Genomic DNA, 18,671 nt, shown 5'->3' with positions numbered 1-18,671 from the left:
ACCACCTCTCACGCGATGTACCTTCGAGGCAACATCGAAATGCGGATGCACATTCCCGGAAGATGACCCTTCCCGATGCGGTCCAGGGGTGACGAGACGGCCGGTACGGGGAAGGATGACCCGTACACGTAGACAGGAGTCCCCCTTTTGCTGCCGCTACCGGGCAGATCCCCCGCTCTCAGCCAGGATCAAGATCAAGACGAGCTGTCGGGCTACTGGGCGTTCTACCAGGCCGTGGCCTCCGCCCAGCTGGCGCGCTGGCTTCCCCGGCGCAGTTCCACGATCCTGGACGTGTCGGGAGGGGAGAGCCGGTCGGCGCGGCAGGCCGCGGAGGCCGGGCACCACGTGCTGGAGGTGGTCACCACCCCGGAGGCGGCCGCGGACGGCCCCCAGCGGATCGTGGCCGACCCGTCCACCCTCGACTTCCTGGTCGACGGCAGCATGGACGCGGTGATCGCCGAGGACGGGGTGCTCTCCCGCTGCCTGGCCACCGAGGAGACGGTCCAGGAGATCGCCCGGGTGCTGCGGCCCGGCGGCAGGCTGCTGCTGTGCGTCGACTCGCTCACCCTGGGCCTGGCGGTGCTGGCCGAGCAGAACCTGTGGCCGCACCTGTCGGACGTGCCGCGCGCCGAGGTGGTGCTGGTGCCCTGGCCGGACGGGACGATCACCCGCTGCTTCTGGTCGGACCAGGTACGGGAGTTCCTGACGGAGGCGGGCCTGGAGGTGGAGTGGATCAGGCCGCGCACGGTGGTGTCGCCCTCCACCGCGGAGCACGTGCTGAGCCAGGACCCGCAGGCGTTGTCCCGGCTGGTGCGCACCGAGCTGCAGACCCCCTACGACTGTCGCGTCGAGGACGAGTCGGTCGGGATCCATCTGCTGGCGAGCGCGATCAAGACGGCCGAGACGGCCAGGAGACGGTGACGCGCGCCACAAATTTCACGGGCGTCGTTTTGTCGGTCGGCTCGATCCCCGGGGCCCCGCCGCCTCGATAGGTTCGGGAGATCCGTTGATCGCGGACGGGCCCGCCGCGCCGGCCGGGCCGGGGGGATGCCGAGCGAAGGGAGCCGTCGTGGCCGAGGTCCGCGCGGAACTGGTGTCGAACGTCTGGAAGGTGCTGGTCTGTGAGGGGGCGGCGGTGGCCGAGGGCGAGCCCCTGGTCATCCTGGAGTCCATGAAGATGGAGATCCCGGTCCTGGCCGAGGAGGGCGGCACCGTGACCAGGGTCGCGGTGGACGAGGGCGACGTGATCCAGGAGGGCGATCTCATCGCGGTCGTCGAGTAGGCATCGAGTAGGTTGTCCGGCTATGGAGACGTACTGCGAGCACTGCGGCGAGCCGGGTGAGCACCCCGCCTGCCGTCAGGCACTGCGGCTGGAGCCGCCCCGTTTCTGCGCCCGCTGCCGCCGCCGCATGGTGGTGCAGGTGACACCCCGCGGCTGGACCGCCCGCTGCGTGGAGCACGGCACCCTGACCTCGGCCTGAACCGCCCGAACCCGGGTTACAAGCCGGACGCCTGTTTTCTGTGGGATTCCGCGAGGTGGCCGTCGAGGCCCGGGGTCTAGTGTCGGGGCCGTGAGTGTGCTCATCGTCACCGGAACCGATACCGGAGTCGGAAAGACCGTGGTCACCGCGGCCCTGGCCGCGCTGGCCGCGGCCCGCGGGGCGTCCGTCGCGGTGGTGAAGCCGGCCCAGACCGGAGTGGGCCCCGAGGAGCCCGGCGACGTTCAGGAGGTCCGGCGGCTGGCCGCCGTCACCGACCTGCACGAGGTCGCCCGTTTCCCCGATCCGCTGTCGCCCGCCGCCGCGGCCCGGGTCAGCGGACTGCCCCCGGTCCAGCTGCCCCAGGTGGCCGGGCTGGTCGGCGAGCTGGCCCACACCCGGGACCTGGTGCTGGTCGAGGGCGCGGGCGGGCTGCTGGTGCGCTTCGACGAGGAGGGCAACACCATCGCCGACCTGGCCCGCTGGCTGGGCGCGGCGATCGTGGTGACGGCCAGGCCCGACCTGGGCACCCTCAACCACACCGCGCTCACCCTGGAGGCGATGGCGCACCGCGGAGTCCAGCTCGCCGGGCTGGTCGTCGGATCCTGGCCCGCCGAGCCCGACCTGGCGCAGCGCTGCAACCTCCGCGACCTGGAGACGCTGGCCGCCCGGCCGCTGGCGGGGGTGCTGCCGTCGGGCGCGGGAGCCCTGCCGGCCCCCGAGTTCCTGCTCGCCGCGCGCGCTGGGCTGTCCCCGGCGTTCGGCGGGATCTTCGACGCTGGTACTTTCCGAGAGACCCACCAGAAAGGCACAACCCCGTGACTGACATCCTGACGATCGCCAGGCAGCAGGTGCTGGAGGAGGGCCGGGGGCTCGACCGGGCGCAGGCCCTGGAGTGCCTCTCTCTCCCCGACGAGCGGCTGGAGGAGCTGCTCGGACTGGCCCACGAGGTGCGCATGCGCCACTGCGGCCCCGAAGTCGAGGTCGAGGGCATCATCTCGGTGAAGACCGGCGGCTGCCCCGAGGACTGCCACTTCTGCTCGCAGTCCGGCCAGTTCTCCTCGCCGGTGCGGGCCGCCTGGCTGGACATCCCCTCGCTGGTCGAGGCGGCCAAGGAGACGGCCAAGACCGGCGCCACCGAGTTCTGCATCGTGGCCGCCGTGCGCGGGCCCGACGAGCGGCTGATGGACCAGGTGAGGAAGGGCATCGAGGCGATCAACGCCGAGGTGGACATCCAGATCGCCTGCTCCCTCGGGATGCTCACCCAGGAGCAGGTCGACGCGCTGGCCTCCTGGGGCGTGCACCGCTACAACCACAACCTGGAGACCGCGAAGTCGCACTTCTCCAAGGTCGTCACCACCCACACCTGGGAGGAGCGCTGGGACACCCTCCAGATGGTCCGCGAGGCCGGCATGGAGGTCTGCTGCGGCGGCCTCATCGGCATGGGCGAGACCCTGGAGCAGCGCGCCGAGTTCGCGGCCCAGCTCGCCGAGCTGGACCCGCACGAGGTGCCGCTGAACTTCCTCAACCCCCGTCCGGGCACCCCGTTCGAGTCGTTCCCGCTGGTCGAGGGCGCCGAGGCGCTGAAGACCATCGCCACCTTCCGGCTGGTGCTGCCGCGCACGATCCTGCGCTACGCCGGCGGCCGCGAGCTGACCCTCGGCGACCTGGGCACCAGGGAGGGCCTGCTCGGCGGGATCAACGCGATGATCGTCGGCAACTACCTGACGACGCTGGGCCGGGACGCGGACCGGGACCTCGACCTGCTGACCGACCTCAAGATGCCGATCAAGGCGCTCAGCCAGACTCTGTAGGGCCTCAGGCGTCCGGGGACGCCCGTTCTTCCACGAAAAGCCCGCCAGGGCGACCCCGGACCCGGGTCGGTCGACCGCAGCGAAGCGAGGACCGGCTGTCGCCTTCGCGGGGGTCCGGGGGTCGCCCCTCAGATGGACGGGACGCTCAGCCGCCGGGACGGCGCAGCCGGGTGACGAACTTGTAGCGGTCGCCCCGGTAGAACGACTGGGCCCACTCCACGGGCTCGCCCGAGGTGTCGAAGGACTGCCGGGAGATCAGCATCAGCGGCAGCCCGACGTCGACGCCGAGCACCTGCGCGTCGTACGGGGTGGCCAGCACCGTCTCGATCGTCTCCTCGGCCTCGGCCAGGTGCACGTCGTAGGCGGCGGCGAGCGTCTCGTACAGCGACAGGTTGCGGGACAGCTCCTTGCGCAGGCCGGGGAACCGGCGTGCGGGCAGGTGCGTGTAGTCGATCGACATGGGGTCGCCGTCGGCCAGCCGCAGCCGGTGGATGCGCAGCACCCGGCCGCCGGGCCTGATGCCCAGCAGCGACGCGAGCCGCTCGTCGGCGGTCAGGTACGCCACGTCCAGGATCTTGGTCTCCGGGCGGAGGCCGTGGTGGCGCATGTCCTCGGTGTAGCCGACCAGCTGGAGCTGGTGGGGCACCTTGGGCTTGGCCACGAAGGTGCCCTTGCCCTGGATGCGCTGCAGCCGCCCTTCGACCACCAGCTCGGCCAGCGCCTGGCGCACCGTGGTGCGGGAGGTGCCGTACCGTTCGGCCAGGGTGCGCTCGGGTGGCAGCGGGCTGCCCGGGGGCAGCGAGGTGATCAGCTCGACGAGCAGTTCCTTGAGCCGGTAGTACTTCGGGATCCGCGGAGCGCTCGCCAAAGGCGAGCCCGGGCTCTGCGGCCTGCCGGGAAGCGGGCCGAGCCCGAAATCACCTAGGGCGTGTTCGGCTGTCAACGAATCTCCTTGTTCACCGCCGGTTTGGCTCGATGTTACGCGAGCAGATTACGGGGCCACATCCTGGGCGACCGCACGCAGTCCCTGGTCGAGACCTGTGAGTTCCGCCTCGTTGAGGCTCGCCCGTGCGGTGATCCTCAAACACGCGCGGCCCGCGGGCACCGAGGGTGGCCGGAAACAGCCAACCCTCAGTCCTCTTTCCGCGCAGATCTCGGCCCCGCGCAGCGCCGCCTTGGCCTCCCCGAGGAACACCGGGACGACCGCGGCGTCGGGGACGGAGCTCTCCAGCCCGTGCGACTCGGCGATCTTGACGATGGCGCGGGCGTTGGCGCGGGCCCGCCCGGGCAGCTCGGGGGACGACTCGATGACGTCCAGCGCGGCCAGCGCCGCCCCCAGCGCCGCCGGGTTCAGCCCGGTGTCGAAGATCATCGTCCGGCCGGTGTCGACCAGGGTCTCGATCACCTCGGGCGCGCCCAGGACCGCTCCTCCCTGCGAGGCCAGCGACTTGGACAGGGTGAGGGTGAGCACCACGTCGGGCTCTCCGGCCAGTCCCGACGCCCAGGCCGCGCCCCGGCCGTGCTCGCCGACGACGCCCAGGGCGTGCGCCTCGTCGATCACCAGCAGCGCCCCGTACCTTCGGGCCAGCCGGTGCAGCTCGGCCAGCGGCGCCAGGTCGCCGTCCACGGAGAAGACGGCGTCGGTGACGACCAGCGCGTGCTCCTCGGAGCGCTCCCTGAGGGCCTGCTCGACGGCGGCGGTGTCCCGGTGCGGGGCTATCCGCACCCGCGCGCGGGACAGCCGGCAGGCGTCCACGATCGAAGCGTGGTTGACCTGGTCGGACACCACCAGCGTGCCCGGCCCGGAGAGCGTCGCCACGGCCCCCAGATTGGCCAGGTAGCCGGAGGAGAAGGTCAGGCCCGCCGCGGCGCCGCAGAACGCGGCCAGGCGCTCGTCGAGCTCGGCGTGCAGCCGGGTGGTGCCGGTGACCAGGCGCGAACCGGTGGAGCCCGTGCCGTACTCGCGGACGGCCCGGACGGCGCCCTCGATCAGCCGCGGGTCGCGGGACAGCCCGAGGTAGTCGTTGGAGGCCAGGTCGATCAGGCCGTCGTGGTCGGCGCTCCGCGGCCGCAGCCTCCGCCGCAGCCCGTCCCGCTCCCGCCGCTCGGTCGCCTCGCGCAGTCGCTTCAAGGGGTTCACCTGCCCATCCTCCCAGGCGGCCCTGCTGCGATGATGGGCAGGTGCCTACCCTGTCCGATCTCGTCCGTCAGCAGACCGACCTCGACCAGCAGGACCTGGAGTGGCTGCACTCCCTGGTCTCGGACTGGCAGCTGCTGGCCGACCTGTCCTTCGCCGACCTGGTGCTGTGGGTGCCGCAGCGCGACCCGCGCCATCCGGTGAGTCCTGAGGAGTGGCCTCCGCGCACGGTGGAGGGCTGGGTGTGCGTGGCGCAGATGCGCCCCACCACCGGGCCGACCGCCTACCCCGACGACCTGGTCGGCAAGATCGTCCGGACGGGCAGGCGCGGGCTCATCGACGTGGCCTGGCGGGAGCGCCGCATCGTCAGGGAGGGCGACCCGGAGTGGGGGAGCGGCATCCCGGTCCGGGAGGAGTCGATCCCGATCCTGGCCCGCAGGGGCGACCAGGCCAAGATGATCGGGGTGATCCAGCGCAGCACCAACCTCAGCTCCGCGCGCACCCCCTCCCGGCTGGAGCTGACCTACCTGCAGAGCGCCAGCGACCTGGCCCAGATGATCTCCGAGGGCCGGTTCCCGGTGCCGGGCGCCGAGCCCAACCTCATCCGTTCGCCCAGGGTCGGTGACGGGCTGCTGCGGGTGGACCTGGCGGGCCGGGTCGTCTACGCCAGCCCCAACGCCCTGTCGGCCTTCCGTCGGCTGGGCCTGGCCACCGACCTGGTCGGCGTGCACCTGGGCGAGACCGCGGACCGGCTGACCGCCGACGGCACGCCGATGGACGAGTCGCTGGTCGGCGTGCTCAGCGGCAAGGCCGACCGCGAGGTCGAGATCGAGTCCAACGGCTCGGTGGTGCAGCTGCGGATGATCCCGCTCATCATCTCCGGGGAGCGCATCGGCTCGATCGCGCTCATGCGCGACGTCACCGAGCTGCGCTGGCGCGACCGCGAGCTGATGAGCAAGGACGCCACCATCCGCGAGATCCACCACCGGGTGAAGAACAACCTGCAGACGGTCGCGGCGCTGCTGCGGCTGCAGGCGCGGCGGCTGCGCATCCCCGAGGGCAGGGCGGCGCTGGAGGAGGCGGTGCGCCGGGTCGGCTCGATCGCCATCGTGCACGAGACCCTCTCGCACACCCCCGACGAGCTGATCGACTTCGACGACATCGCCGACCGGGTGATCGCCATGTCGGGGGAGGTGATGGCGGTGGAGACCCGGGTGCACCCCAAGCGGCGCGGCAACTTCGGGGTGCTGCCCGCGGCGATCGCCAGCCCGATCGCGATGATCCTCACCGAACTGCTGCAGAACGCGCTGGAGCACGGGCTGGCGCGGCGGGGCGGCACGCTGGAGGTGCTGGCCTCGCGCACCGAGGGGCGGCTGCGGCTGGTGGTCTCCGACGACGGAGTGGGCCTGCCTCCGGGTTTCGACCCGGAGAAGGCCGACAGCCTGGGCCTGCAGATCGTCCGCACGCTCACCGAGAGCGAGCTGGGCGGCACCCTGGAGTTCGGGGAGCGGCCCGGCGGCGGCACCGAGGTCACCCTGGACCTGCCGCTGGGCCAGAACGCCCCCAGATAGCCGTAACGCTTCTGAGAGACCGTAGGTCTGTCAGAAGCGTCGACTGGTCCGCGTCCCGGGAGGGGTCCCGGAGGTTCCAGGCCCCTTGTGAAAGTCCCGAGAAAAGCCGAGGAGAAGTGAACCGGCGGGGAGCCCGGCGCGTCCTACTCCTGGGAAATGCGCTTTGGAAAGGGCGGTACGACTAGACGGAGGCGTTCATGTTGGCGCGGGTGCGGGCACGGGCCGCGCGGCGCTTGAGGGCGCGGCGCTCGTCCTCGCTCATGCCGCCCCAGACCCCGGCGTCCTGGCCGGACTCCAGAGCCCAGCGGAGGCAGCCGGCGGACACGTCGCACTTGCGGCAGACCTGCTTGGCCTCTTCGATCTGCAGCAGGGCCGGGCCGGTGTTTCCGATCGGAAAGAACAGCTCGGGGTCCACGTCACGGCAGGCTGCGCGGTGGCGCCAGTCCATGCGTCCACTCCTTCTCGAAATGAAACTTAGTGAAGTGTTTCACGATGTGAGATGCGACCCGAGCCACTTCGGCGTCCTCGGGGTCACGCCCGCAGATGCGGGCCCGGATCGGGATCCCTGCCCTGCTTGATGGCGCACTTTGAGCGTGTCAGGGGGGCAATGGACGGCGCAAGTACTTTGAGAAACGTTTCTCAAAGTATGGATGTCGTATGTGTCACACCGTTGGAACGTGGCCGTCACATTAGTCGTTTAGACGGTTGCGCATAGATGTTCTCGCAGCTCAGTGCAATGAGAGTTTCATCTCAGATGACCACTCGTACTGCTTTGGGCACGCTGCGGAACTTGAAATGATCACGCAGCCCCAGATAATCCCCGTCGACCTGCAAAGCCGTGGGCCGGGAGGCCTTGATCGTCAGTTCCGGCGCGTCGTGCAATTCCACCACGTGACGTCCGCGCGGGCCGCCGGTGGCCGGGATCAGCATCTGCGCCAGCGCGCCCAGCACCGGCAGGACGTCCAGGCTGCGCATGCCGAACAGGTCGAGGCCGGTGCTGAACCCCGCCCGCGGGCTCGGAACGACCGGGCGCGGGCCCAGGTACGTCCAGGGCGAGGCGTTGGAGACGAAGGCGAGGTAGAGGCCGCGCGCCACCCGCCCCCGATGGTCGTGCACCTCCAGTGCGGGATGCTCGCGGTCGGTGCCGGAGAAGAACTGGCGCAGCGCCCCCTGCACGTACATCAGGTTCGTGGCCTTCCCGCCGCCCCGCAGCCCCTCGACGGCCCGCACCACCTCGGCGTCCAGGCCGATCCCGGTGGTGAAGGTGAAATAGCGCTCCTCCAGGCCGGTGGAGACGTGGCCCAGGCCGATCGTGCGGGTGCGCCCGGTGCGCAGGGCCCCCAGGATCGCCGCGATCGAGCGCAGCGGGTCGTTCGGCAGGCCCAGCGCGCGGGCCAGCACGTTGGCGTTGCCGCCGGGCAGGATCGCCAGGGCCGGCCGGTCGGAGGCCTCCCTGCCCTGGCTCATCAGCCCGTTGACCGTCTCGTTGACGGTGCCGTCGCCGCCCAGGGCGATGACGAAGTCGTACCGCTTGGCCGCCGCGAGGGCTCCCAGCTCCATCGCGTGGCCCCGGTGCGCGGTCTCGACGGTCTCCACCTCCAGGTCACCGGCGAACGCGCGGGTGAGCAGCTCCCTGGCCCGCAGGGTGGTGGAGGTGGCCTTCGGATTGGCGATCAGCATGGCGCGCACGGCGCCAGCGTATGTCACGCGGCCCGGCGGTACTCTGGGGAGCGTGTCGAATCGTCCACCCCGCACCCTGCTTCTGGCCGCCGCGCTGGAGGCCGTCGTGGGCCTGATCGCCGTCGGCGGCGGGCTCTACACCGCAGTGGAGACCCTCGTGGGCGACCCGCAGAACACGGTGACCGCGCTGGCGGTGGCCGGGCTGGCGATCATCGGCGGCGCGGCGATGCTCAAGGTGGCGCACGGACTGGCCACATGCGAACGCTGGAGCCGCTCTCCCGCGGTGCTGACCCAGCTGTTCCTGCTGCCGGTGGCGGTGTCGCTGGTGCAGAGCGACCAGTCGCAGTGGGGCTATCCGCTGGTGGCCGTCGGGGTCTGCGCGCTGGTCGCGCTGTTCAGCAGGCCGGTCGGCCTGGCCCTGTACGGGAGCGAGGACCAGGAGGAGGAGCGGCCGGACTGACCGGCGCCCCTCCTCGGCGGTCTCTTCTCAGTCCTCGGCGGTCAGGCCCTCGCGCAGCTGGGCCAGGGTCCTGGCCAGCAGGCGGGAGACGTGCATCTGGCTGATGCCGAGCTCGGTGGCGATCTGGGACTGGGTCATGTTGCCGAAGAAACGCAGCAACAGGATCTTCTTCTCACGGGGCGGGAGCTTCTCGAGCAGCGGCTTGAGCGACTCGCGGTACTCGACGCCCTCGAGCGACTCGTCGATCATGCCGAGCGAGTCGGCGACCGCGGGAGCGTCCTCGTCCCCGGAGTCGGGGGCGTCCAGCGACACCGTGGAGTAGGCGTTGGCGGACTCCAGGCCCTCCAGCACCTCCTCCTCGCTCATCTGCAGGTGGGCGGCCAGCTCCGCGACGGTCGGCGCGCGGCCCTCCTTCTGGGCCAGCTCGCTGATCGCCTTGGTCAGGCTGAGTTTGAGCTCCTGCAGCCTGCGCGGAACGCGGACCGCCCAGCCCTTGTCGCGGAAGTGGCGCTTGATCTCGCCGACGATCGTCGGGGTGGCGTAGGTGGAGAACTCCACCCCCCGCTCCAGGTCGAAGCGGTCGATCGACTTGATCAGCCCGATGGTGGCCACCTGGACCAGGTCGTCCAGCCACTCGCCGCGGTTGCGGAAGCGGCGGGCGAGGTACTCCACCAGCGGGAGGTGCATCTCGACCAGTTGGTCCCGGATGCGCTGCCGCTCGGGGTCGCCCTCGGGCAGGCTCTGCATCCGGTGGAACAGTTCCTTGGCCCGGGAGCGGTCGGGAACTGCTGCGGCACGCTGCGGCTCGGGCACCACGACCTCCTCGGCCAGGATGCCCTCTCCCTCGGAGGTGCGCTCGGGGGACGTCACGGAGTTCCGCCCGAGCCCCGCCGCTTCTGCAGCGTGACGGTCACCCGGTCGTCGGGTCCCGCGGTGGCGTCCACCTCGCCGGCGAGTGAGGACAGCACGGTCCAGGCGAAGGTGTCGCGGCTGGGCGTGCGCCCGTCCACGGTCAGCACCGAGACCGCGATGCGCATCGCGTCGCCGGTCAGTTCGAACTCGCAGACCAGGTCCGTTCCCGGGACGGCCTGGGCGAGAAGCATCGCGCACGCCTCGTCGACGGCGATCCGCAGGTCCTCGATCTCATCGATGGTGAAGTCGAGCCTGACCGCGAGCCCGGCCGTCGCGGTGCGCAGCACCGACAGATAGGCACTCGCGGCAGGCAGCTTCACGGTCACCACATCACGCAGGGTGAGTTTGGTGCCTGCCGTCATGGCAGCGGTTTCCTCAGTCACGTATCTCCCTCTTCGGGGTTGTCTCGCTCCCTTGAAACTACCCTGCCCTGCACTCTTCGGTGTGAAGCCACGCTTACTCGGCGACCGCCCGGAGCGCACGTCCGCTGAGCCGGTAGCCGGTCCATTCGCTCATGGCCTCGGCTCCCAGGGACTTGTAGAACCGGATGGAGGGCCCATTCCAATCCAGGCAAGACCATTCATACCGGGCATAGCCCCGTTCTGTTGCGATCCGGGCGAGCTCGGACAGCAGGGCCTTGCCGTGCCCGCCGCCGCGGGCCTCGGGCGTGACGTAAAGATCTTCCAGATAGATACCGTGACGGCCGGTCCAGGTGGAGAAGTTGAGGAACCACAGGGCGAACCCGACCGGTTCCCCCCGCTCGTCCTCGGCGAGGTGGGCGAAGACGGCGGGAGAGGGGCCGAACAGGGCCCGCCGCAGGTCCTCTTCGCTCGCCTCGACCTGGTCCAGCGCGCGCTCGTAGTCGGCGAGCTCGCGGATGAAGCGAAGGATGGTCGGCACGTCTTCGGGAAGAGCAGGGCGGATCATGGCTCCAGCGTAGCCACGATCCGCCCTGCTCCGTCGTGCGGGTGATCCGGGGGTCAGTCCTGGCCGAACCACAGGTCGGGGCCGAAGACCTCGTAGTGCACGTCCCGGGCGGGGACGCCGAGGCCCAGGAGGTCGCCGCGCACGGTCCGCATGAAGGGCAGCGGGCCGCACAGGTAGGCGGTGACGCCCTCGGGCAGGTTCAGGACGCCCAGATCGGCCTGGCCCACCCGGGCCTCGGGCGCGCCGGCCTCCTCATACCACAGGTGCAGCTCGCCGTTCGGAAGCGCCTCGACGAGGGAGCGCAGCTCGTCCCGGTGGGCGTGGGCGGCGTCGGAGCGGTCGGCGTGGACCACGATCACGCGGCGGGTGGAGCCGGTGGACACCAGGTGGTCGAGCATGGCCAGCATGGGGGTGCTGCCGATGCCGGCCGAGACCAGCAGCAGCGGCCCGTCGCCGTCCGGCAGGACCAGGTCGCCGAAGGGCACGGAGACCCGCAGCCGGTCGCCGGGCATGGCGTGCTCGTGCAGCCAGGAGGACACCTCGCCCTCGGGGGTGCCCGCGGCGGCCCGCACGCGCTTGACGGTGATCCGCCACTCCGGGCGGCCCGGGGCGCAGGACAGGCTGTACTGGCGGATCTGGTGGGCGCCGTCGGGCAGCTCGACCTGGACGCTCACGTACTGGCCGGGGCGGAAGGGCGGCAGGGCGGAGCCGTCGGGGGAGCGCAGGAGGAAGGAGACGACGTCGGAGGTCTCCTCACGGCGGTCGGCGACCTCGAGTTCCCGCCAGACGTTCCCGCCGGGGGCGCCGGCCTCCTGGTAGAGCGCGGCCTCCGCGGCGATCAGCGCGTTGCCCATCAGCCAGTAGACCTCGTCCCAGGCCGCGGCCACCTCGGGGGTGACGGCCTCGCCGAGCACGTCGACGATCGCGGCGAAGAGGTGCTCATGGACGATCTGGTACTGGTCGGCGGTGATGCCGAGCGAAGCGTGCTTGTGGGCGATCCGGCTGAGCAGCGCGTCGGGCCGCTCGTCGGGGCGCTCCAGCAGCATGGTGGCGAAGGCGGCGATCGAGCCGGCCAGCGCCTTGGGCTGGTCCCCGCTGGCCTGGTTCCCGCGGTTGAACAGGTCCCGCAGCAGCTCCGGGCGGGCGGTGAACATCTTCTTGTAGAAGAGCGGGGTGATGTCCCCGATGGCGCCGCCGACGGCGGGAAGGGTGGCGCGGATGACCGGGACGGACTGCTCGGACAGCATGGGGACTCCTTATTGGTAAGTGATCTTCATATTTTGGCATGGGGGTGTCCCCGGGCCGGTTCGATGGATCTTCGGGAGTTCGTTCAGCCGGACGGGCGGACGGAGAGTCCGACCAGCACCGGACCGCCGGAGCCGGAGGAGGAGACCAGGTCGGCCACGGTCACCCTGTCGAGGGAGGCGTAGAAGGCCTCCTGCGCGTCGCGGAGGGCCCGCCGCAGCCGACAGTCCGCCCGCAGGGGGCATGGGGTGTCGCCCTCACAGGCCACCACCTCTCCTTCGCCTTCCAGCTCCCGCACCAGCCAGCCGATGGAGGCGCGACGGCCGAGCACGGTCAACCCGAGCCCTCCGCCGCGGCCCCGCCGGGCCTCCAGCACCCCGAGGCGCTGGAGGCGGCTGACCGCCTTGGCCATGTGCGCGTAGGGCACGTCCACTGCCTCGGCCACCTGACGGGTGGTCAGGGGGCCGTCCTCTCCGGAGACCGCCAGGCGCATCACGGCACGGAGAGCCAGGTCGGTGAACTTCGTCAAGCGCACACCATGAAGGTAGCAAATACGCATCTCTGATGCGTATTTAGGAACGCCCTTGGGAGTGTGGCATATCTCACCGAGCCCGGAAATGCACATGCCCGGCCCTCGCGGACCGGGCATGTACGGACAGACCGAAGGCGGTTCAGGCCTTCTTGGTCTCCCAGAAGATCGTGTCGATCTCCGCGATCTTCTCCAGCAGCTGCTCGGCGACCTTCACGTCGAAGGTGCCCTTGGTGCCGCCGGCGCCGGCGAGCTTGGTCGCCTCGTTGAACAGCTCGTGGAGCTGCGGGTACTTCTCGAAGTGCGGCGGCTTGAAGTAGTCGGTCCACAGCACCCACAGGTGGTGCTTGACCAGGTCGGACCGCTCTTCCTTGATGACCGTGGCCCGGGCGCGGAACGCCGGGTCCTCGTTGGCCGCGTACTTCTCCATGATGGCCTTGACGGACTCGGCCTCGATGCGGGCCTGAGCGGGGTCGTAGACACCGCAGGGCAGGTCGCAGTGCGCGGAGACGACCGTGCTCGGACGAAGAAGGCTCACCGTGTGGTTCCCTTCGTGAGTGGGCGGACTCGGATCATGCTGTAGATCAGACATTACTCCGAGGACGGGTGTCCGGATGCGAGAGGTGAGGCGACGTGCGCTGGAAGGCGGTCCGGGTGGAGGGCCTCTCGATGCTGCCCACACTGAGCCCCGGCGACCGGCTCCTGGTGCGCGAGGGCCCGGTGCGCGAGGGCGACGTCGTCGTGGCGCGCCATGACGGGCTGATGCTGGTCAAGCGGGCGGTGTTCCGCCAGGACGGCGGCTGGTGGCTGGAGAGCGACAACCAGCGGGCTCCCGGACGGCGCGACAGCTGGGACTTCGGGGCGGTTCCCGAACAGGACGTCCTGGGCCGGGTGGTGCTGCGTTATTGGCCGCCGTCCCGTTTGGCGCAGTGATCGGAACAATGAAGCTGACTTCTGTCGGGGCCCGTGTGGAAAAAGATGTTCCGGCATTCCGGTGAAGCGCACAGGCCCAGTGCGTCCAGCCCTTTCTCGCCGATGAGGACGGCCAGTCCCATCGCCGCTCCGGCGGCGTAGCGGTCGGGGACCGAGCCGTCCTCGGTCAGGTGCAGATGCCAGCGGTGGCCGTCGTGGTCGGACAGCGCCGGGCGCACCGGATGGCGGATGAGCAGGGCGTTGAGCCCCTCGGCCGCGCGGTCGCCCTCGCCCGCGACGGCCGCCTCGACGATGGCGCGCAGCTCCTGCCGCAACTGGCGCATCGCCTCCAGGTCCCGGTAGGTGAGCCGGCCCAGCAGATGGGGGCGCGTGGTCAGCAGCGCCCGCAGGGAGTCCAGGTCGCGCAGGGCGTCCTCTGCCGGATCGTGGGTGTTGACCAGTTCGACGACCAGGTCCGCGTATGAAACGAGGTCCACTTCCGCCCCTCGCGCAGTGAGGCCCGATGTGATGAATTCGGTTTATCTGCGGCGAGTATGACACGCGATGGGGGGACCGAACCCAATTCAGGCCGGTCCCCGGCGAATTCCCCGCCTCCCGGACGGGCCCCGTTCCCGCCGCCCGCGCGGCGAAGGCGCAGGTGAAGGCGTCCGGACGGGAGCGGAGGCTTCAGATGGTGAAAACAATCTTTCCGAACAGCTCGCCCTCGGTCATCGCGGCGAAACCCTCCCGGGCCCGAGCCAACGGCAGCACCCGGTCGACGGGCGGGCGCAGCCCGGTGGTCTCCAGGAAGGACGCCAGCCGGACCAGCTGCTCGCGGGTGCCCATGGTGGAGCCCACCACCTGCAGCTGGAGGAAGAACACCCGGGTGAGCTCCGCCGGGGGCATCGGACCGCTGGTGGCGCCGGAGACGACGATGCGCCCGCCGGGCCGCAGCGACTTCACCGAATGCGCCCAGGTGGCCTGCCCGACCGTCTCCATGACCGCGTCGACCCGGGCGGGCAGCCGCGCCCCGCTCTCGAACACCGCGTCCGCGCCCAGCTCCAGCGCCCGCTTGCGCTTGGCCTCGCTGCGGCTGGTGGCCCAGACCCGGTACCCGGCCTTGGCGCCCAGCGCGATCAGCGCGGTGGCCACCCCGCCGCCCGCGCCCTGCACCAGGATGGTGGAGCCGGGCTGGACCCCCGACTTGTCGAACAGCATCCGGTAGGCGGTCAGCCAGGCCGTGGGCAGGCAGGCCGCCTCCTCGAAGCTGAGAGCCGAGGGCTTGGGGACGAGGTTGCGCCGGGGCACGACGACCCGTTCGGCGAAGGTGCCGTCGTGCACCTCCGACAACAGCGAGCGCTTGGGGTCGAGGGTCTCGTCGCCCTGGCCCCGGTCGGGATCCCCGATGACGGAGTGGACGATGACCTCGTTGCCGTCCTCGTCGACGCCCGCGGCGTCGCAGCCCAGCACCAGGGGCAGCTGCTCGGGGCGGATCCCCACCCCGCGCAGCGTCCACAGGTCGTGGTGGTTCAGCGCCGCCGCCTTCACGGTGACGGTGGTCCAGCCCTCGGGGGCCACGGGGTCGGGGCGCTCGCCCAGCTCCAGCCCGTTCAACGGTCGTTCGGCGTCGATACGCGCCGCGGTCACAGCGAACATGCCCCCGACCCTAACCACAGGCCCTCACTTGCGACCGAAGTACCCCTTCTTCAGGCCGGTCTTGAAGGCGGTGACCCCGGCCTTGCTCTGCTCCACCCGGTAGTCGCCGTTGGGACCCTCGTTCTCGCGCTGGTCCTTGTTGAACCAGATGAAGCCGATGACCCCGGGGTCGGCCGCGACGTTCTTCAGGAAGTCCCTGATCTGCCTCGGACGGTTGCCGCCGGGCCGAGTGCTGACCTCGCCGATGAGGATCGGCTTCCTGGTGAACCTGCGCAGCTGCCTGACGCTGGGCTTGAAGACCTTCGCGTAGGTGCTGGAGGTGCTGCGGTAGTAGCCGATCAGACCGATCCAGTCGACGTAGGCGTCACCGGGATAGAACTGCTTGAGTCCCACCTCGGCGCGGGGGCCGGTCTCGTTGGGCGACCACATCCAGATGGCGTTGGTCGCGCCCGCCTTGGTGAAGATGTTGTGCATGCGTTTCCAAGCCTTCTTGAAGTCCGAAGGCCTGTTCTTGTACTTGCACGCGGCGGCGGGAGGGTTGTTGTTCGGCCGGCTGCAGTAGCCCCACTCGTACCAGTCGCCGTTGAACTCGTGGGCGAAGCTGAGTGCCACCGGCACCTTGGCGGCCCGGATGCTCTTGGCCAGGCCTCTGATGTAGGCGTCGCCGGCGCCGTTGGCGATCTTCTTGATGGTGATCTGGCCGTTCCAGTCGACCGGGTGAGCCTCCAGCTCCCACTGCGGGATCGCGCCGGCCTTCCAGATGTTCTTGGCCCAGGCCTGGTCGAAGGGCGCGCCCCAGTTGGCGAAGCCCTTGATGACGTTGGGCTTCTTCTTGCCGACCAGGCCGCCGAAGTACCTGGCTCCGGAGACGGGGGAGCGGTTGTCGTACTGGGTGAACACGCCCACGTACTCCCGGCGGGGGTAGAGGTACTTGTTCACGTTGGTGACGCCCTTGGCGTTCTTCCGTTTGAAGCCCTTCGGCGCCTTGGCGTTGTACTTGGCCGTCCTGTCGACGGCCGCGGAGACGCTTTGCGCGGGCATGACACTGGCTGTGAGGGCCAGTGGAAGGGACAGGACGGCGAGGCGTTGCAGGGCCTTCTTCATACGCTGAGTCGCTCCAGACGGAGTGAGTGCCTTACAGGAGTTCGGCACGTTACCAGCGCTTTGCGAAGTATGATCTTGTTGTAGGACTTGTTTGCCTAAATGTAACCAATATTCATGCAACCCCAACGTTTCGGACGTGTCTGGCGAAAGCCTCTGAAAAAGTTCGGCGCCGCTCTCCCTCCGGGGCGACGGAGGGAGAGCGGCGCCGACATCCTGCGGCCGGATCAGATCCGGTTGACGCCCTCCGCCCTGGCCTGGGCGGACACCGCGGCGATGACCGCCGGAGCGACCCGCGGGTCGAAGGGGCTGGGGATGATGTAGTCGGCCGCCAGCTCCTCGTCGGTCACGACGGCGGCCAGCGCCTCGGCGGCGGCGACCTTCATGCCCTCGGTGATCGAGTGCGCCCGGACGTCCATGGCGCCCTTGAAGATGCCGGGGAAGGCGAGCACGTTGTTGATCTGGTTGGGGTGGTCGCTGCGGCCGGTGGCGACGACCTTGGCGTACTTGGCGGCCACGTCGGGCTCGACCTCGGGGGTCGGGTTCGACAGGGCGAAGACGATCGCGTTCTCGGCCATCGTGGCGATGGCGGACTCGGCGACGGTGGAGCCCGACAGTCCGATGAAGAAGTCGGCTCCGCGCAGGGCCTCCTCGGTCGAGCCGGTCAGGCCCGCCTTGTTGGTGTCCTCCGCCAGCGCCTGCTTGACGCTGTTCAGGCCGTCCCGGCCCTGGTAGATCAGGCCCTTGCTGTCGGCCACGGCGATGTCGCCGACGCCCGCGTTGAGCAGGATGCGGCAGACGGCGACGCCGGACGCGCCCGCGCCGGCGATCACGCCGCGCATCTGCGAAAGCGGCTTGCCGAGCAGCCGGGAGGCGTTCTTGAGCGCGGCCAGCGACACGATGGCGGTGCCGTGCTGGTCGTCGTGGAAGACCGGGATGTCCAGGGCGGCGCGCAGCCGGTCCTCGATCTCGAAGCAGCGGGGGGCGCTGATGTCCTCGAGGTTGATGCCGCCGAAGGACGGGGCCATCCGGATGACGGTGTCGACGATCTCGTCGACGTCGGTGGTGGCCAGGGCGATGGGCACCGAGTCGACGCCGGCGAACTCCTTGAACAGGAGCGACTTGCCCTCCATGACCGGCATGGACGCGGCGGGGCCGATGTCCCCCAGGCCCAGGACCGCGGTGCCGTCGGTCACGACGGCGACGACCTTGGAGGTCCAGGTGTACTCGTGGGCCAGTTCCGGGTGGTCGGCGATCGCGGTGCAGACGCGGGCCACTCCGGGGGTGTAGGCCATGGAGAGGTCGTCCTTGTTCCGGACGGGGATGGTGGAGCGGACCTCGAGCTTGCCGCCGACGTGCATGGCGAAGACCGGGTCATTGGAGTAATCGGGAAGGTCAGTAGCCACAGCGACCCCACTCAGACGAAAGTTACGGAAGTTCGGGCAGGCGCCGCATCGACACCCTGCCTTGCGGTGTTCGGGGGGTGTGGGCGGTCGCCTCTCGACGTACACGGGGGTCACCCGTCAAGCGATTGTGGCATACGGACGCTCGACTTCAAACTTTGGGGGGGCGGTGTGAAGTATGTCACCTTTGTCCGGTTCCTTAAGGTCGCCCCGAGGAGTTGATCCAGGCGGCGGTCCAGGCCCCGCCGACGCTCGGCTCCATACCGGCCGCCTGCTTCGCCTTGAACGCCCGCAACCAGGGCAAGCCCCGCTGGGGGGGGGGCAAGAGGCCCTCGCACGCCTGGAACCGGCTCGGCTACGAGCCCACCGGCGTCCGCGTCCCGGTGCCCAGGGACCGGATGAAGGAGTTCCGCCGGATCCGCTCCAACCGCACCAAGCAGGTGCGCAAGCGCCGGCTGGTCGAGGTCAAGCGCATGATCACCTACCGGCGCACGTCAGCCGACCAGACCCGCACCGGAGCCTGAGACCCTCCGGAGACCGCGGGGGCGTGCCGGAGCCCCGACGACTCCGGCACGCCCCCGCGACATGGGGATCAGGGCGGCTCAGCCGTCCTCGTCCTCGTCGTCATCGTCGAGCCGGGCCAGCCAGGTGGCCAGCCGCTCGACCGGGATCTCGAACTCAGGGTTGAGATCGACGAACTCGCGCAGCCGCTCGGCCACCCAGGTGAGGGAGACCTCCTCCTCGCCGCGCCTGGCCGTCAGTTCCTCGATGCCGCGGTCGGTGAAGTACACGGCGGCCCCTCCTTCCTGTCGTGCCCGTCTGTCGTATTCGTGCCGCCGTCCGGAC

At 70.2% G+C, this 18,671-nt stretch carries 24 protein-coding genes; 9 read left to right on the top strand and 15 right to left on the bottom strand.

The features are described from left to right. The first annotated feature begins 147 nt into the window (after window positions 1–147). The 5 genes from ABGB12_RS02295 (at window position 148) to bioB (ending at window position 3,292) form a co-directional block, all read left to right on the top strand. On the top strand, window positions 148–921 hold the full coding sequence (locus ABGB12_RS02295) for a methyltransferase domain-containing protein (RefSeq protein WP_347674126.1): 774 nt from the start codon (window positions 148–150) through the stop codon (window positions 919–921). Between the two features lie 148 nt (window positions 922–1,069). After that, complete coding sequence (locus ABGB12_RS02290; protein ID WP_347674125.1) at window positions 1,070–1,282, top strand: biotin/lipoyl-binding carrier protein; 213 nt, start codon at window positions 1,070–1,072, stop codon at window positions 1,280–1,282. Window positions 1,283–1,304: 22 nt separating this feature from the next. Next, complete coding sequence (locus tag ABGB12_RS02285) at window positions 1,305–1,481, top strand: hypothetical protein (protein WP_347674123.1); 177 nt, start codon at window positions 1,305–1,307, stop codon at window positions 1,479–1,481. A 90-nt stretch (window positions 1,482–1,571) separates the two neighbouring features. Continuing rightward, window positions 1,572–2,300, top strand: a complete 729-nt coding sequence (bioD, locus tag ABGB12_RS02280; RefSeq protein WP_347674122.1) for a dethiobiotin synthase — start codon at window positions 1,572–1,574, stop codon at window positions 2,298–2,300. Beyond that, window positions 2,297–3,292, top strand: a complete 996-nt coding sequence (gene bioB / locus ABGB12_RS02275) for a biotin synthase BioB (protein WP_347674121.1) — start codon at window positions 2,297–2,299, stop codon at window positions 3,290–3,292. Before bioD ends, bioB begins: the two co-directional genes overlap by 4 nt. Before the next feature lie 145 nt (window positions 3,293–3,437). On the opposite strand, the gene ABGB12_RS02270 is transcribed toward bioB, so the two are convergent. Together ABGB12_RS02270 and ABGB12_RS02265 are read right to left on the bottom strand one after the other, a co-directional pair. Beyond that, entirely contained in the window at window positions 3,438–4,160 is a 723-nt protein-coding gene (locus tag ABGB12_RS02270) for a GntR family transcriptional regulator (protein WP_347675019.1), read from the bottom strand. A gap of 123 nt (window positions 4,161–4,283) precedes the next feature. Next, window positions 4,284–5,432 (bottom strand): 8-amino-7-oxononanoate synthase, encoded by a 1,149-nt coding sequence (locus ABGB12_RS02265; RefSeq protein WP_347674119.1) that lies wholly within the window; start codon window positions 5,430–5,432, stop codon window positions 4,284–4,286. 41 nt (window positions 5,433–5,473) lie between these two features. On the opposite strand from ABGB12_RS02265, the gene ABGB12_RS02260 reads away from it, so the two are divergent. Then, window positions 5,474–7,000, top strand: a complete 1,527-nt coding sequence (locus ABGB12_RS02260; RefSeq protein WP_347674117.1) for a histidine kinase N-terminal domain-containing protein — start codon at window positions 5,474–5,476, stop codon at window positions 6,998–7,000. A 181-nt stretch (window positions 7,001–7,181) separates the two neighbouring features. Here ABGB12_RS02260 and ABGB12_RS02255 read toward each other — a convergent pair whose 3' ends face one another. Both ABGB12_RS02255 and ABGB12_RS02250 read right to left on the bottom strand, forming a co-directional pair. Next, a complete protein-coding gene (locus ABGB12_RS02255) occupies window positions 7,182–7,448 on the bottom strand; it encodes a WhiB family transcriptional regulator (RefSeq protein ID WP_347674115.1) in 267 nt (88 codons plus the stop codon). A gap of 302 nt (window positions 7,449–7,750) precedes the next feature. Then, window positions 7,751–8,680, bottom strand: coding sequence for a diacylglycerol kinase family protein (locus tag ABGB12_RS02250; RefSeq protein ID WP_347675017.1), 930 nt, complete (start codon window positions 8,678–8,680; stop codon window positions 7,751–7,753). Between the two features lie 52 nt (window positions 8,681–8,732). Between ABGB12_RS02250 and ABGB12_RS02245 the strand changes: the two genes are divergently transcribed. Continuing rightward, on the top strand, window positions 8,733–9,140 hold the full coding sequence (locus ABGB12_RS02245) for a hypothetical protein (protein ID WP_347674114.1): 408 nt from the start codon (window positions 8,733–8,735) through the stop codon (window positions 9,138–9,140). Between the two features lie 27 nt (window positions 9,141–9,167). Here ABGB12_RS02245 and ABGB12_RS02240 read toward each other — a convergent pair whose 3' ends face one another. The 6 genes from ABGB12_RS02240 to sodN all read right to left on the bottom strand — a co-directional run bounded on the left by ABGB12_RS02240 (window position 9,168) and on the right by sodN (window position 13,345). Next, window positions 9,168–9,887: an RNA polymerase sigma factor SigF gene (locus tag ABGB12_RS02240; RefSeq protein WP_347675015.1), complete on the bottom strand. Its 720-nt coding sequence runs from the start codon at window positions 9,885–9,887 to the stop codon at window positions 9,168–9,170. A gap of 119 nt (window positions 9,888–10,006) precedes the next feature. Further along, window positions 10,007–10,435, bottom strand: a complete 429-nt coding sequence (locus tag ABGB12_RS02235) for an anti-sigma factor (RefSeq protein WP_347674112.1) — start codon at window positions 10,433–10,435, stop codon at window positions 10,007–10,009. Window positions 10,436–10,508: 73 nt separating this feature from the next. Further along, entirely contained in the window at window positions 10,509–10,979 is a 471-nt protein-coding gene (locus tag ABGB12_RS02230) for a GNAT family N-acetyltransferase (RefSeq protein ID WP_347674110.1), read from the bottom strand. Window positions 10,980–11,032: 53 nt separating this feature from the next. Further along, window positions 11,033–12,226, bottom strand: a complete 1,194-nt coding sequence (locus ABGB12_RS02225; RefSeq protein WP_347674108.1) for a globin domain-containing protein — start codon at window positions 12,224–12,226, stop codon at window positions 11,033–11,035. 83 nt (window positions 12,227–12,309) lie between these two features. Then, window positions 12,310–12,759: an Rrf2 family transcriptional regulator gene (locus ABGB12_RS02220; RefSeq protein ID WP_347674106.1), complete on the bottom strand. Its 450-nt coding sequence runs from the start codon at window positions 12,757–12,759 to the stop codon at window positions 12,310–12,312. A 136-nt stretch (window positions 12,760–12,895) separates the two neighbouring features. Continuing rightward, window positions 12,896–13,345 carry a superoxide dismutase, Ni gene (gene sodN, locus ABGB12_RS02215; protein WP_347674104.1) on the bottom strand — a complete coding sequence of 150 codons (450 nt, stop codon included), beginning with the start codon at window positions 13,343–13,345 and terminating at the stop codon, window positions 12,896–12,898. A gap of 41 nt (window positions 13,346–13,386) precedes the next feature. Here sodN and ABGB12_RS02210 point away from each other — a divergent pair, with 41 nt between their 5' ends. After that, the gene (locus tag ABGB12_RS02210) at window positions 13,387–13,686 is read left to right on the top strand and encodes a S24 family peptidase (protein WP_347674103.1); all 300 of its coding nucleotides are present in this window, start codon (window positions 13,387–13,389) and stop codon (window positions 13,684–13,686) included. Here the strand turns inward: ABGB12_RS02210 and ABGB12_RS02205 are convergent. From ABGB12_RS02205 to ABGB12_RS02190, 4 genes are all read right to left on the bottom strand, one after another. Further along, on the bottom strand, window positions 13,656–14,162 hold the full coding sequence (locus ABGB12_RS02205; RefSeq protein WP_347674101.1) for an ABATE domain-containing protein: 507 nt from the start codon (window positions 14,160–14,162) through the stop codon (window positions 13,656–13,658). The genes ABGB12_RS02210 and ABGB12_RS02205 overlap by 31 nt on opposite strands. A gap of 190 nt (window positions 14,163–14,352) precedes the next feature. Further along, window positions 14,353–15,321: a zinc-binding dehydrogenase gene (locus ABGB12_RS02200; RefSeq protein ID WP_347674099.1), complete on the bottom strand. Its 969-nt coding sequence runs from the start codon at window positions 15,319–15,321 to the stop codon at window positions 14,353–14,355. Between the two features lie 24 nt (window positions 15,322–15,345). Beyond that, window positions 15,346–16,425: a glycosyl hydrolase gene (locus ABGB12_RS02195; protein ID WP_347674097.1), complete on the bottom strand. Its 1,080-nt coding sequence runs from the start codon at window positions 16,423–16,425 to the stop codon at window positions 15,346–15,348. Between the two features lie 224 nt (window positions 16,426–16,649). Beyond that, window positions 16,650–17,783: an NADP-dependent malic enzyme gene (locus tag ABGB12_RS02190; RefSeq protein ID WP_347675013.1), complete on the bottom strand. Its 1,134-nt coding sequence runs from the start codon at window positions 17,781–17,783 to the stop codon at window positions 16,650–16,652. 260 nt (window positions 17,784–18,043) lie between these two features. On the opposite strand from ABGB12_RS02190, the gene ABGB12_RS02185 reads away from it, so the two are divergent. Beyond that, window positions 18,044–18,349: a hypothetical protein gene (locus tag ABGB12_RS02185; RefSeq protein WP_347674095.1), complete on the top strand. Its 306-nt coding sequence runs from the start codon at window positions 18,044–18,046 to the stop codon at window positions 18,347–18,349. Between the two features lie 78 nt (window positions 18,350–18,427). Here the strand turns inward: ABGB12_RS02185 and ABGB12_RS02180 are convergent, their stop codons facing one another. Then, window positions 18,428–18,616, bottom strand: coding sequence for a DUF6104 family protein (locus ABGB12_RS02180; RefSeq protein ID WP_347674092.1), 189 nt, complete (start codon window positions 18,614–18,616; stop codon window positions 18,428–18,430). Between the last annotated feature and the right edge of the window lie 55 nt (window positions 18,617–18,671).

Origin of the sequence: Actinocorallia sp. B10E7 (assembly GCF_039871655.1) — a bacterium.
Classification (GTDB): domain Bacteria; phylum Actinomycetota; class Actinomycetes; order Streptosporangiales; family Streptosporangiaceae; genus Actinocorallia.
This window is presented reverse-complemented; position numbering and strand designations above follow the sequence as displayed.